The organism is Sulfitobacter undariae (assembly GCF_014196805.1).
Taxonomy (GTDB): Bacteria; Pseudomonadota; Alphaproteobacteria; order Rhodobacterales; family Rhodobacteraceae; genus Sulfitobacter; species Sulfitobacter undariae.
Window position 1 is genome coordinate 42,791 of record NZ_JACIEI010000006.1, and the last position, 13,749, is coordinate 56,539.

Sequence of the window (13,749 nt, forward strand, 5' to 3'; positions counted from 1 at the left end):
TGCTTCCCTAAGGTTGCACAGAGACTTAACCCTGAATGGGGTTCAATTCCACCCCTGCCTTTTGAAGAGCATCCCAAATGCGCGCATCCCTGCCATAGACATCACGGCGGAAGTTCAAGTTACCTTTCGAGTCCGTGTAAGCCGTGCGGTAAACAATATGCACCGGCACTGGTTCATCCAGATTGACCCGCGTTTCGCGACCTGTGCGCAGTTGCGACTGGAAAAACGCCTTTGGGTCTTCCTCTTGGCGTGCAAGCAGCGCGTAGCCAAAATCAAACGGGTCCTGAAGGCGGATACAGCCATGGCTAAAGGCACGCGATTCACGGTTAAAGAGGGATTTGGCAGGCGTGTCATGCAGGTAGATATTATATTTGTTCGGGAACATATACTTTACCAAACCCAAGGCGTTTGATTTGCTGGGGGGTTGGCGCATCGCATAAGGAAATGTACGCGCTGTATATTTTGCAAAATTCGCGGAGCTACGGTTTACCACACGGCCACGGCTATCTGTGATTTCCATATAGCTGAGCGCGTTCGGGTTGTTACGCAGCGCTGGCAGGTATTCCCCTACAATGATCGAGCGCGGTACATACCAGCTTGGATTGATAACCATATGGTTCATCTTATCAGAGAATTCAGGTGTTTCACGGTCACTGCCATTGGCCCCGATAACCGAGCGCGTTTCAAAGGTAATGCGGCCCTTATCAACGATTTTGGCTGTAAAGTCTGTGAGGTTCACCAGAATGTGACGATCTCCAAGGGAACGTTGCAACCAGCGCTCCCGTTCCATTGAAACCAAAATAGATTTCAGGCGTGTGTCGATGCTTTGGTTCATCTCTTTGATCGTGCCGCCGCCTGCAACGCCGTCAGCCTCAAGCCCATGTGCGTTTTGAAAACGCTCAACAGCATCTTGGATCGTCTTGTCGTAGGTTTTCGCGTTTGAACGCTCAAGATAACCCATCGCCATCAAGCGGTTGCGCAACGAAATGACAGCAGGACCAGACTCACCCGGTTTCAGCGCAGATGCGTTGACTGCTGGCCCCCAGCCCCCTTGGCGTGACTGATCTTGCAAGAGCATCTTTTGCTTTAGTAAAGCCGCATATTCAACAGTACGCGGCGCAAGGGCGCGCAGATAGGCCGCTGGCTTGGCTTTGGCAAACTCTGAAATAAGCACAGCGCGGTCCGTGTATTCGACCTCGCGTTTGATCTCGTTGATTGTTTTCTTCGGGTTCAGCGCGCCACTCTGGATATCGCGTGCATATTGCAAGAACACCCGTGTCATTTCGACTTCGATGTTACCCAGATCACGAGGTGAGCGGGCATTCTGCATCTGCCGCTCAAGTTCTTGCACATTATATCGTGCAACGGGCAATCCGTGATCGCCCGCATTGCGTAGTGCATTCATCAGGGCCGCGCGGCGTGCAACATGGATTTCGTCGGAGCCTGTCCAAATCCCTTCAAAGTTTTGGGCACGGTAGAATTGGGCGATGTCCTCGTCGCGCGATCCTGTTTCTGCAACGGCTTGTTTGAAGGCTGTGGTAACCTGTGCGGATGCCTGTTGGGGCGGTGCAATAAACAAGGCGCCCAGAGCGAGCGCAAAAACAATTGACTTGGGCGCAGAACGGAAACACTTCGACGATAACATTAAAAATCCCCTGAAAATTTTGATTTTCTTAGGAAAACGTATGACCATCACATTGTTGTGCTGTCCATTCACAATTTGGTCAAATCACTAAAATAATGCCACTGGTTGATAAATAAACAGCAGGTCACTCCATATATAGCCCTATGCATGCCAAGTTGTGCGCAAAAAATCGCCTAAAATCGTCGCTAATACACAACGCAGGGATTCACCTCTTGGTTCCCTTTTTTCCATATGCAATAGAGAAGATGCATCTGGGGAGATGATAATAATGTTTGCGTAACATTGCAGACACATTGGCACGATCCACAGGCAAGCCTCACTTTGGCACAAGAAACGGGACAGACACTATGACAGCTACAGGCATGACACGGCGCGGACTCCTCGGTGCATTTGCAGCAACTGCAGTTACCGCGGCCCCTACATTCGCGAACGCAGCAGGCTTTCTGCGCGGCGCTGGCGATATCCGCCGGATCAAGATGTACTCTGGTCGCACGGGCGAACGGATTGACATGATCTATTGGATCGAAGGCAAGTACATTGGCGATGCTGTCAAAGAAGTGAACCACTTTATGCGCGACTGGCGTACAAATGACGTCGTGAAAATCGATCTGCGCACTGTAGATATTATGGCAGCGGCGCATAACCTGCTGGACGTGGATGAACCCTACATGCTGTTGTCGGGCTACCGCAGTCCTAAAACCAACGCGATGTTGCGCTCTCGCTCTGGTGGTGTGGCTAAAAACTCGCTGCATATGCGGGGTCAGGCCGCTGACCTGCGCCTTGCTTCGCGCTCGGTCAATCAGATGGCAAAAGCTGCAGTTGTGTGTCGTGGTGGCGGTGTTGGTCGCTATTCGGGTTCCAACTTTGTTCACATGGATTGCGGCACAGTTCGAAGCTGGGGTGGCTAAAGGCCACACAGATACTCTCGCTTAGAGAGCGCCCTTTGTGTTGAGTGTCAAATTGCTTTGACCTGTACGTCAATACTCGCTCCATAATGAGACACGCGGCATAGTGACCGTTCGATGAGACTGCTGCTAACGGCAGGTTTGAGCCCAAAGTTGCAATTCAGTTGGCCATGGTGCAACTATTGAAGAAGACCTGCCATGCCCCTTGAAAGTTGCCTTCCATGCCATCAACCGAACTATTAGTCGCTTTCATTATAGCAACGAGCATCTTCGCCTATATGCCCGGACCCTCAACCCTCTATGCGGCGGCGCAAACAATAGCACGGGGACAGCGAGCCGGTTGGTTTGCTGCACTGGGCATTCACATCGGCGGTTACGTCCACGTCTTAGCCGCAGCATTTGGTTTGGCCATCTTGTTCAAGGCCGTTCCCATTCTGTATTTGGGACTGAAGTTCGGAGGTGCGGCATACCTAATTTGGCTGGGCTATAAGATGTTTACGTCGAAAGCATCATTAACCAGCACCAACCTCAATGTAGACCTGAAAAGCCCGCGCAAGGCCTTCTGGGAAAGTGTCACCGTTGAGGTTTTGAACCCTAAAACGGCGATTTTCTATCTGGCATTCTTGCCTCAGTTCACCGATCCAAATGCAGCTTTGGCTATCTGGATACAGCTTCTCGTCCTTGGCACTATTGTGAACGTGATGTTTTCTAGTGCCGACGTCTTGTGTGTTGTCTTGGCCCACAAAGTGACCGCATATTTCAAGGGGTCAGGTTCAGCTAACCGTATAGCGCAGCGCTTCGGCGGCGGCGTTCTGATCGCACTTGGCCTGAATGTCGCGCTCAATCGCCAATGACCACAAAGTTCCGCATGGCGCACCTTGGCATAGATCATGGCGATGGTGCGCTTTAGGTCAGAAACGCTTGCCATTTCGGGCAATATTACATGGCGCAGCCTTCTGATCGGACTCAGCAAATCTGGTTCATCGTGTCAGAGGAGAGTGACGCTCCACACTTCGGAGCGTTTTTCGTTTTGTCATGGCCGGTGACATGCGTGCATCAGCACCCCTAACAGTGACTTTCCCTTACAAGCCACTAGCAAACGTTTGCTAACACGCCAAAGTCATGCGAGGCAGGACGCAACCCAAGCTGGAGCGCTGCGATGACCTTTTTGCAAATTACATCCCTTCTCATCGTCTTGTCGGGCGCATTTGGTGCGATTAACTATTTCTACCTACGCTTACCTTCGGCGATCGGGATACTTGTTGTGTCGCTGCTTGCGTCGTTTGTGTTGCTGGGCGTGGATTTGCTGATGCCTGACCTCGGGATCGCAGACACGGTTCGGGGTCTTGTCACGGGCATCGATTTTTCCGAAGCGTTGCTGGAGGGGATGTTGGGCTTACTTTTGTTTGCGGGGGCCCTGCACGTAAAGCTGGGTGATTTACGTGCGCAATCGCGTGTGGTGTTTTTGATGGCGACATTGGGCATAGGTCTGTCCACGGCGATCGTCGGCTTTGGGTTTTCATGGCTCACGGGGATGCCTTTGCTGACCGCACTGGTGTTCGGGGCCTTGATTTCTCCTACAGATCCGGTTGCCGTCTTGGGCGTTCTACGCGAAGCGGATTTACCAAAAGCGCTTGAAACCAAGATCGCAGGAGAAAGCCTGTTTAACGATGGTGTCGGATATGTTGTGTTTCTTGTTTTGGTCGGCCTCGCCTATCCTGACACGGCAGGTCACGGTCCAGCCGGAAACCCGATTGCCGGTGCCGCGTTGTTATTTTTCCAAGAAGCCGTTGGCGGTGTGGTGCTGGGATTAGTCTTGGGCTGGATTACCTTTCGGGTCATGCGCCGGATTGATGACTATCCGCTTGAGGTTCTCCTTACGTTGGGATTGGCGTTTGGTGGGTATGAACTGGCCGTTTGGCTTCAGGTTTCTGCGCCAATCATGGCTGTTTGCGCTGGCCTGCTGATCGGCGATGTCGGAACCAGTCAAGGGATGTCAAAGCAGACCCGCGACTATGTTGCGAGTTTTTGGGAGTTGATTGATGAAATCCTGAACGCGGTTTTGTTCCTTCTGATCGGCTTTGAAGTCTTTGCGATCGTTTTCGACGATGATATTTTGCTGACCTCTGTTGTGACGATTGCGCTGGCGTTGCTGGCGCGTCTGGCGGCCGTTGCCATCCCCGTCACATTGCTCAGACCTTTCCGCACCTTTAATGTTGGCGTCATCCCGATCATGACATGGGTGGGTTGAAAGGCGGTATATCTGTTGCGCTGGCCCTGTCCCTGCCCGACGGAGAGTGGAAGCCGCTGATCCTGACGTGTACTTACGTCGTGGTGGTCTTTTCAATCATTGTCCAAGGGCTGACCGTGGCCAAACTGGCCAACCGCGTCGGTCGCGCCCCTGATATGATGTGATTGCTCGCGGCTGATGCTTTGCGCTAGGCGCGGTGGCGCAGAACAAAATCGACCAAGGCCGCGGTGGACGGGTCCTCATTTGATGCATCTTTGCTGCCGTCAATGACGGGCGCCAAGGACGTGGCCAGCTCCTTGCCCAACTCGACCCCCCATTGGTCAAACGAGATGATATCAAGAATGACCCCTTCCACAAAAACGCGGTGTTCATAAAGTGCGATGATCTGGCCGAGGGTGAACGGGTCAAGCAATCGATACAGCAGTGTTGTCGAGGGACGATTGCCGGGAAAAACGCGGTGGCGGGCCTGACGGTCCAGCTCTGTATCGGTAAAGCCTTTGCTCGCCGCGATTTCCCGCGCTTCTTTAAACGTGCGCCCCTGCATCAAAGCTTTGGATTGCGCAAGGCAATTGGCCACCAACAGCTGGTGATGGTGGGGTAATTCTGCCTCATGACCAGTGGCCGCTAGCAGGAATTCGCACGGCACAACGCGGGTGCCTTGGTGGATCAGTTGGTAGAATGCATGCTGCCCGTTGGTGCCTGCCGCGCCCCAGACAACGGGGCCTGTGTGGCGCGGGCTATCGGCACCACTGCGCTGGACACCTTTACCGTTAGACTCCATCTCAAGTTGCTGCAGATAGCTTGGCAGCAGGTTCAAACGTTCGTCATAAGGCAGGACCGCACGGGTGGCGTAATCGCAAATCTGATTGTGCCAGATTCCGACAAGCGCCAGTAGCACAGGCATGTTTTCATGCAGGTCTGCGACGCGGAAATGGGTGTCCATATCCTGTGCACCGCGTAAAAATGCGTCAAAGGCCTTTGGCCCGATGGCGATCATCAGCGACAGGCCAATTGGCCCCCAAACGGAATAACGCCCGCCGACCCAACTTTCGAACCCGAACACATGAAGAGGGTTGATCCCGAATTCTTCGGTTTTATCCTCGGCGGTGCTGAGCGCCGCAAACTGCTGTTTCGGGTCGCCGCCATGGTCAATCATCCATGCGCGCGCGGTGCGGGCATTGGTCATCGTTTCCGTGGTGGTGAATGTTTTTGACGCCACGATCACAAGGGTGGTTTTAGCATCCAACCCTTGCAGCGTATCGGCAATGTCGGCACCATCGACATTGGAAACGAAATGGCATCGGGGGCCGTCGTGATAAGGCGCAAGCGCCTGCACTGCCATCGCAGGCCCCAGATCAGAACCGCCGATCCCGATGTTAATGACATCGGTAAACGCCCCGTTGCGCACGTCTCTTGCATAGCTGCGCATGGCAGCAAGCGTATCCAACACATCGGGCATCACGTCGGCACCCTCGTCCATGACGGGGCCGCCATCCAGATTGCGCAACGCAGTGTGCAAGACGGCACGGTCTTCGGTCTCGTTAATGTGCGCGCCCGCAAACATGGCGTCACGTTGCCTCTCGACATCTGCATCACGGGCCAATGCCAGAAGCGTATTGCGGGTTGTGACGTCTATGTTGGTTTTTGAGTAATCGAAATACATGTCGCCCACTTGCACGGCAAAGTCGGTGGCCCGTGCTGGATCATCAAACAGCGCAGTGATTTTGCGATCGGCGTGGGTCTTTTGCTGTGCGCTCAGGCTGTCCCAGTGGTTCATGAAGCGCTCCAGTGCACGTTGGCATTTGGCAGGACAATCTGAACGGGGGCTTGTTCGGGCGGTAAGGAGGCAGCGCGGCTCAGTGCTGCGCGCTTGTCGGAGCCTGTGATCAGCAAATGGGTCTTGGCCGCATTGCGCAAGACAGGCGCAGTCAGCGAGAAACGCATGCTTTTTTGCCCTTCGACAGTGACGGGCAGCAACATCGGTGCAGCCTCGGCCAAAGCCGCTTGCAAACCCTCTGCGTGTGGGAACAATGACGCCGTATGCATGTCTGCCCCCATGCCCAGCAGCAAAACGTCAACAGGCAGAATCGGCTCTAGCTGGGCTGACAGGTTCTGTGCCGCTGAAGCGATGTCCGTGCCCTCGGTGAAATAGGGTGTAAACTTTGCCGCTGCCGCCTGCCCTATGAGCAGCCGCTTGCGCAACAAGGCCGCGTTTGATTCTGCGTCGCTTTCGGGGACCCAACGCTCATCCGTCAAGATGACGTGCACCCGCGCCCAATCCAGCGTCGTGGCGCTCAGAATGTCAAATACAGGGCCGGGTGTGGTGCCACCCGGAACCGCCAATACAACTTCGTCGCGCTGTTCCAATGCGATGGTCAGATCATCAGCAATCGCCTGCGCTGTTTTGCGCATCAATGTATCACGATCAGGATATTCAATCAGGTTCATTGGGTAATCTTTCGCCATTTTCGCCCGTCGCGGCGTATCATGTCTTCTGCATCTGTCGGTCCGGTTGTGCCGTGATCATAGGGTTTGGGAACATCGTTGCGTGTCACCCAGCCGTTGATGATGGGGTCTGTCCACGCCCATGCTGCCTCTACCTCGTCACCGCGCATAAATAATGTCTGATTGCCACGGATCACATCCATAATCAAACGCTCATAGGCGTCTACATGCTCGATATCTTCAGGATCCAGCGTTTCGGCAAAGGACATATCCAAAGGCACATCAATCAGGCGCATGCCGCCCGGACCTGGTTCTTTGATTGTCACGCCCAGTGTGATGCCCTCATTCGGCTGAAGGCGGATTGATAGGACGTTACGGTGGCTCCCTGCCTCATCGCCGAAAATGCTGTGCGGCGTGTCTTTGAACACAACGGTAATTTCCGATGACCGCGCCGCCATACGTTTACCCGTCCGCAGGTAAAACGGGGTCCCTGCCCACCGCCAGTTGCTGATTTCCGTGCGCAGTGCGATGAAGGATTCGGTGCGTGAACGGGGGTTGTCTACTGCAGTGCGATAGCCGGGGTTTTCGGCTTCGTTACAGGGCTCGGCCTGATATTGGCCGCGCACGATGTGATGGGCCAGAACAGGATCAAGGGCGCGGATGACCTTTAGCTTTTCATCGCGTACAGCGTCGGGATCAAAACGCGCGGGCGGTTCCATTGCAATCAGGCACAACAATTGCATTAAGTGATTTTGCACCATGTCGCGCATCGCACCTGATTTATCGTAATACTCTCCACGGCCACCAACCCCTACAGTTTCGGCAACCGTGATCTGGATGTGATCGACATACTGACTGTTCCACAAAGGCTCAAACAGCATGTTGCCAAAGCGCACAGCCATGAGGTTTTGCACAGTCTCTTTTCCCAGATAATGATCAATGCGATAAATCTGGTCTTCGTTGAAATAGGTCGCAAGTGTCTTGTTCAAAGCGCGCGCAGTTTCCAGATCACGGCCAAAGGGCTTTTCAACCACGATACGGGCCCGCGTATCGGCCATACCCCACTTCTGCAAACGCTCGGCGATGTCGCCAAACAAGGAAGGTGCCACCGAAAAATAATAGGCTTCAATCCGGTCACTGCCTTCCATCAGCTTTTGCAGCTCGGACCATCCGGCTTCTCCCAGCGCGTCAATTGTCACATACTCTAACTGCGCCAGAAAAGCGTCTAGCTGTTCGTCACCGCAGGCTTGCTCGCCGCCAAACTCGGCAATCGCCTCGCGGATCATCTGGCGGTATCCGGCGGAGTCTAAATCACTGCGCGCCGCGCCAATGATGCGCGCATCTGGCGGCATCTGCCCTGCGCAAAAACGGCGAAACAGCCCCGGCAGAATCTTACGCCGTGCCAGATCTCCGGTGCCGCCAAAAATAACCAGATCGAATTGATCAACGGGAATAACGCGAGAAACCATGGGGTCTGCCTTTTAAGTCGCCACCTCCGGCGCGGTGCCGATCGATAGGGGAAGCTGTGTTAACGAGATGCCAGCGCTTGCGCTACAATGTAGAGCGTACTGGCAAAATGTGAATCATGTTAGGGAAACCATATTGCGATTTGGGTAGATCACGACAGTGTGCACTTTGCTTCGTGGTCTTTTCTTGCCTTTATGTTGCCCCTGCCCCACTTTAAGGACCAGACATTGAATAAAAGGCCCACCGCATGAAAGATATCGCATTGGCAAATCAGGGGAAATTCTCTGATCCAAAAACAACCGCCAAGGGCGAACCACGTGCAACGGTGGCTTTGAACGACCCGCAAACTCTGTGGTTCAATACGGGAACCCTGTGCAATATCCAATGCGTCAATTGCTATATCCTCTCAAGTCCCACCAATGATTCCTTGGTCTATATCACGGCCGATGAGGTGCGCGATTATCTGGATCAGCTGGAAGATCGCAAATGGAATGTAAGCGAGATCGCCTTTACGGGCGGCGAGCCATTTATGAACCCCGAGATGATCGAGATCACCGAAGCATCATTGGAGCGTGGCTATGAGGTGTTGATCCTTACCAATGCCATGTTGCCCATGATGCGTAAGAAAATGCGTGAAGGTCTGTTGCGTTTGCAAGCCGCCTACCCTGACAAACTGACCATGCGGATTTCCGTTGATCACTACAGACGTGAATTGCATGATGCTGAACGAGGCAAAGGTGCGTTGGACAAAACCATTACAGGTATGAAATGGCTAACAGAAAACGGTTTTAAGTTGGCCGTGGCTGGCCGTTCGGTGTTTGAGGATACAGACACCGACAGCCGCGCAGGATACGCAGCCTTTTATGCCGAGAATGGGTTCACCATTGATGCGCAAGACCCTGCCATGACCGTGCTATTTCCAGAAATGGACGAGAGCATAGAAGTGCCGGAAATCACTACGGCATGTTGGGGGATTTTAAATAAATCCCCTGATGCCATCATGTGCGCTTCGTCGCGTATGGTGGTCAAACGCCATGGCGCAGACCGTTTGGCCGTATTGGCCTGCACCCTGCTGCCCTATGCGCCCGAATTTGAATTGGGTGAAACACTGGAAGAAGCAGAGCGTGATGTTGCGCTGAACCATCCGCATTGCGCTAAGTTCTGTGTGCTGGGCGGAGCCAGCTGTTCTGGTTGATCGCGCATGAAACCTTACGAAGACATCAACTAAGATTCACTTGTGGGATGAATGCCCCCTCTTAGCGCACCATTGATCTTCTAACGATCACCATTCCCCAGATAAAGTATCAGAGAAGTTTCACCTTGTTTCACGGTCAAATAGCACAAGGGATTGCACCTCATATGGGCTTCGCGCTATACTAAAGCCCAATATATAGAATACATCAGCCAAGCTGGGATAGACTTTGACCGACACGCCGGAAACACCTGAAAACGAAGACGAAAACCGCCCCGTGCGCCCTGTATATGAAGGGCCATCGGTAACGATCGAGCATGAGATGCGCACAAGCTATCTCGACTATGCGATGTCGGTCATCGTAAGCCGCGCGATTCCCGATCTGCGCGACGGTCTGAAACCTGTGCACCGGCGCATTCTTTATGCGATGCATGAGGCTGGAAACAGTCACGATAAAGCCTACCGTAAATCAGCGCGTGCCGTTGGCGATGTCATGGGTAAATACCACCCCCACGGCGACAGCGCGATCTATGATGCTTTGGTGCGTATGGCGCAGGATTTCTCGATGTCCTTGCCGCTGCTGGATGGGCAAGGTAACTTTGGCTCCATGGACGGCGATAACGCCGCTGCGATGCGGTATACCGAAGTCCGCATGGACAAACCTGCCGCCTATCTGCTGACGGATATCGACAAAGAAACCGTTGATTTTCAGGACAACTACGATGGCAAAGACCGTGAGCCGACAGTCCTGCCTGCCCGTTTCCCGAACATGCTGGTCAATGGTGCGGGTGGTATTGCTGTGGGTATGGCCACAAACATCCCGCCCCATAACCTTGGCGAAGTGATTGATGCCTGTCTGGCGCTGATCGAAGAACCTGACCTGACCTCGGAACAGTTGATTGATTATGTGCCGGGTCCCGACTTCCCGACTGGCGGTATTATGTTGGGCCGTACCGGCGCACGCAAAGCCTATCTTGAAGGCCGTGGTTCGGTCATTGTCCGGTCAAAAACGCGGATTGAAGAAATCCGCAAAGACCGCTGGGCGATTGTGATCGATGAAATCCCCTATCAGGTGAACAAAGCCACCATGATCGAGCGGATCGCCGAAGCCGCCCGCGATAAAAAGATCGAAGGCATCGCCCACGTTCAAGACGAATCCGACCGTAACGGCGTGCGGGTTGTGGTTGAGCTGAAGCGCGATGCAACTGCCGAGGTTGTGCTGAACCAATTGTTCCGATTCACACCGATGCAGACCTATTTCGGCTGTAACATGCTGGCGCTGAACGGGGGCCGTCCTGAAACGCTGACCCTGCGCCGCTTCCTCACTTGCTTTATCGACTTCCGCGAAGAAGTTGTGGCCCGCCGCACGGCCTTTTTGCTGCGCAAAGCCCGTGAACGCAGCCATATCCTATGTGGTTTGGCCGTGGCTGTTACCAACATTGACGAAATCGTTGCCACCATCCGCGCTTCGGCAGATGCATCCGAGGCACGTGAAAAGCTGATGACGCGCCGCTGGCCCGCAGAAAGCATCTTGCAATATATCGCGTTGATTGACGATCCAACACATACCGCCAACGATGATGGCACCTATAACCTGTCGGAAACTCAGGCCCGTGCCATTCTGGAGCTGCGTTTGCAGCGCCTGACACAGATCGGCGTGAACGAAGTCACCACCGAGCTGGAAGAACTGGCCGCCAAGATCAAGGAGTACCTTGAAATTCTGGGTAGCCGTGACCGCATCATGTCGATCATCCGTGATGAACTGGCCGAGACCAGAGACTTGTTCGCCGTGCCGCGCCGCACCGAGATTGTCGATTGGTCCGGTGATATGGACGACGAAGACCTGATCGAACGTGAAGACATGGTCGTGACAGTGACTTCTGGCGGCTACATCAAACGTACCCCGCTGGCCGATTTCCGCAGCCAACGCCGTGGCGGTAAAGGTGTGTCTGGTATGGCGACCAAAGAAGAAGACGTGGTGACCACCCTCTTCGTTGCCAACACCCACACGCAACTGCTGTTCTTCACCACGGATGGTATGGTTTACAAGCTCAAGACATGGCGTTTGCCACAAGGCAGCCGGACCTCCAAAGGTAAGGCGATTGTGAACATTCTGCCGATCCCTGTGGGTGTGTCGATTGCGGCGATTATGCCAGTGGACCGCGATGAGAAAGAATGGGACGACTTGCAGGTGGTCTTTGCCACTTCCGCAGGCACCGTACGCCGCAACAAACTGTCTGATTTCACCAACGTCATGCGTAACGGCAAGATCGCGATGAAGTTCGAGGAAGAACACGAAGGCACCACCCTGATCAATGCACGCATCGCCAGCAATGATGATGACGTGATGTTGGTCACCAACTCGGGCCGTGCGATACGCTTCCGTGCAACCGACGTGCGGGTGTTCAACAGCCGTAATTCGGTTGGTGTACGCGGGATCAAACTGGATGGGGAAGACAAGGTCGTCTCCATGTCGATCATCCGTCACTTTGATGCGGCCTCGGAAGAGCGTACAGCCTATCTCAAAATGCGCCGCGCAATGGCGGGACTGGCCGATGATGCGTCTGAGGAAGACGAGGACGCCCCCGCCGATCCGAACTTCTCAAACGAGCGTTACGTTGAGATGTCTGCCGCAGAAAACCTGATCCTGACCATCACGGCAGGTGGTGCAGGCAAACTCTCTTCCAGCCATGATTATCCACTGCGTGGCCGTGGTGGTATGGGTGTCACAGCATGGACCAAAGGCTTGGCCTTGGGAGAGATCGTCGCCTCCTTCCCTGTTGAGATGGATGACCAGATCATGCTTGCCACCTCCAAAGGCCAGTCGATCCGCGTTCCGGTTGAAGGCATTTCCTTCCGCTCACGCTCTGCGGGTGGCGTGAAGGTCTTTACCACAGGCAAAGGCGAAGAGGTTGTGTCGGTCGCATGGATCGCTGATCAAGGTGACGAGGCCGAGGCGATTGAGGGTGATGCAACGGATACTGCAGAGTAACCACACCACCTAATTGATACAAAAAAGGGAGCCGCTTCATAACGATGCGGCTCCTTTTTCGTAACTGGGGTAACGTCGGCGCTTGGGGGCATCGAGCAAATACCTGCTCAGCGCTCCATCGCTCCTTTGCCCGCTATGATCTTTTCACGGAATTTTGAGATGCGCTTGATACGTGTCTCAGATTGCTTCGCGCCGTTGAGGTTAATTACATAACTGCGTTGGCGGCTCAACGTGAGGGCATGGAATGCCTCTGCAAGTTCGACATCAGCAACAAGCACGGCCTCAAGTTCATTCGGCAGGTCTGGCATGGAAGTATTTTTGGGCGGCAATATACCCTTTTCAGCATATCCCTTCGCCTCGTCGATGTAAGCGCTGAGCGTCTTTTCCATCTTCGTCACCTGCGAGTGGTCAGTAAAACAGATCCTATTGGCATCTTGAGAGTTCGGCCCCGATTTCTCCAAAACGCCTTGCGGGTCTTGCATCAAGGCAGCGTTGAAGAATCCGATCACAAACTTGTCCTGAAACGCGCCCAATATAGCGATGTTGCGACCCGCATGCATGTAGCAGGCTTGGCCCCATTTAACAGTTTCTTCGAGACCAGAAAACAGGCAGATGACGCGCAACTTTTGCAAACCACTGTTCCAGATTATTGCTGAACATGCCTCTGTATCAAAGCGGCCACAGCGCCCGCATCCCTTGGTGAAATAGTCCTCAACCTCGACGATCATACGTTACCCATCCCTGTATCAAGGTGAAAAACAGATATAGAATAGTGCGGCCGGAAAAATACTAACGTTGGAAGGTGGCTGTAAAAGGCCAACCCTAGGGATGGCGATTAGGCGTTTTCGATGA

General features: G+C 53.8%; 9 protein-coding genes and 1 pseudogene. 5 read left to right on the forward strand and 5 right to left on the reverse strand.

The window, feature by feature from the left end; all coding sequences use genetic code 11:
- Positions 1–25 precede the first annotated feature (25 nt).
- Positions 26–1,645 (reverse strand): L,D-transpeptidase family protein, encoded by a 1,620-nt coding sequence (locus GGR95_RS10385; RefSeq protein ID WP_184565547.1) that lies wholly within the window; start codon positions 1,643–1,645, stop codon positions 26–28.
- Between the two features lie 362 nt (positions 1,646–2,007).
- Between GGR95_RS10385 and mepK the strand changes: the two genes are divergently transcribed.
- The 3 genes and pseudogenes from mepK to GGR95_RS10400 all read left to right on the forward strand — a co-directional run bounded on the left by mepK (position 2,008) and on the right by GGR95_RS10400 (position 4,965).
- Positions 2,008–2,553, forward strand: a complete 546-nt coding sequence (gene mepK, locus GGR95_RS10390; protein WP_184565752.1) for a peptidoglycan L,D-endopeptidase MepK — start codon at positions 2,008–2,010, stop codon at positions 2,551–2,553.
- A 218-nt stretch (positions 2,554–2,771) separates the two neighbouring features.
- Positions 2,772–3,404, forward strand: a complete 633-nt coding sequence (locus GGR95_RS10395) for a LysE family translocator (protein ID WP_184565549.1) — start codon at positions 2,772–2,774, stop codon at positions 3,402–3,404.
- Between the two features lie 305 nt (positions 3,405–3,709).
- Positions 3,710–4,965, forward strand: a pseudogene (locus tag GGR95_RS10400) (cation:proton antiporter).
- Between the two features lie 23 nt (positions 4,966–4,988).
- Here GGR95_RS10400 and pgi read toward each other — a convergent pair.
- Genes pgi through zwf form a run of 3 tightly spaced genes read right to left on the reverse strand, consistent with a single transcriptional unit; the run spans position 4,989 to position 8,715 of the window.
- Positions 4,989–6,578, reverse strand: coding sequence for a glucose-6-phosphate isomerase (pgi, locus tag GGR95_RS10405; RefSeq protein WP_184565551.1), 1,590 nt, complete (start codon positions 6,576–6,578; stop codon positions 4,989–4,991).
- Positions 6,575–7,249 carry a 6-phosphogluconolactonase gene (gene pgl / locus GGR95_RS10410; protein WP_184565553.1) on the reverse strand — a complete coding sequence of 225 codons (675 nt, stop codon included), beginning with the start codon at positions 7,247–7,249 and terminating at the stop codon, positions 6,575–6,577. Before pgl ends, pgi begins: the two co-directional genes overlap by 4 nt.
- Positions 7,246–8,715, reverse strand: a complete 1,470-nt coding sequence (gene zwf / locus GGR95_RS10415; RefSeq protein ID WP_184565555.1) for a glucose-6-phosphate dehydrogenase — start codon at positions 8,713–8,715, stop codon at positions 7,246–7,248. Before zwf ends, pgl begins: the two co-directional genes overlap by 4 nt.
- Before the next feature lie 245 nt (positions 8,716–8,960).
- On the opposite strand from zwf, the gene GGR95_RS10420 reads away from it, so the two are divergent.
- Both GGR95_RS10420 and gyrA read left to right on the forward strand, forming a co-directional pair.
- Positions 8,961–9,908, forward strand: coding sequence for a radical SAM protein (locus tag GGR95_RS10420; protein ID WP_184565557.1), 948 nt, complete (start codon positions 8,961–8,963; stop codon positions 9,906–9,908).
- A gap of 226 nt (positions 9,909–10,134) precedes the next feature.
- Entirely contained in the window at positions 10,135–12,897 is a 2,763-nt protein-coding gene (gene gyrA, locus GGR95_RS10425) for a DNA gyrase subunit A (protein WP_184565559.1), read from the forward strand.
- A 107-nt stretch (positions 12,898–13,004) separates the two neighbouring features.
- Here the strand turns inward: gyrA and GGR95_RS10430 are convergent, their stop codons facing one another.
- Entirely contained in the window at positions 13,005–13,625 is a 621-nt protein-coding gene (locus GGR95_RS10430) for a YdeI/OmpD-associated family protein (RefSeq protein ID WP_184565561.1), read from the reverse strand.
- Positions 13,626–13,749 lie beyond the last annotated feature (124 nt).

Excerpts from the sequence above, each read along its gene's own strand:
- GGR95_RS10385 (WP_184565547.1), bottom strand. The coding sequence starts at position 1,645 with ATGTTATCGTCGAAGTGTTTCCGTTCTGCGCCCAAGTCAATTGTTTTT.
- mepK (WP_184565752.1), top strand. The coding sequence starts at position 2,008 with ATGACACGGCGCGGACTCCTCGGTGCATTTGCAGCAACTGCAGTTACC.
- GGR95_RS10395 (WP_184565549.1), top strand. The coding sequence starts at position 2,772 with ATGCCATCAACCGAACTATTAGTCGCTTTCATTATAGCAACGAGCATC.
- pgi (WP_184565551.1), bottom strand. The coding sequence starts at position 6,578 with ATGAACCACTGGGACAGCCTGAGCGCACAGCAAAAGACCCACGCCGAT.
- pgl (WP_184565553.1), bottom strand. The coding sequence starts at position 7,249 with ATGAACCTGATTGAATATCCTGATCGTGATACATTGATGCGCAAAACA.
- zwf (WP_184565555.1), bottom strand. The coding sequence starts at position 8,715 with ATGGTTTCTCGCGTTATTCCCGTTGATCAATTCGATCTGGTTATTTTT.
- GGR95_RS10420 (WP_184565557.1), top strand. The coding sequence starts at position 8,961 with ATGAAAGATATCGCATTGGCAAATCAGGGGAAATTCTCTGATCCAAAA.
- GGR95_RS10430 (WP_184565561.1), bottom strand. The coding sequence starts at position 13,625 with ATGATCGTCGAGGTTGAGGACTATTTCACCAAGGGATGCGGGCGCTGT.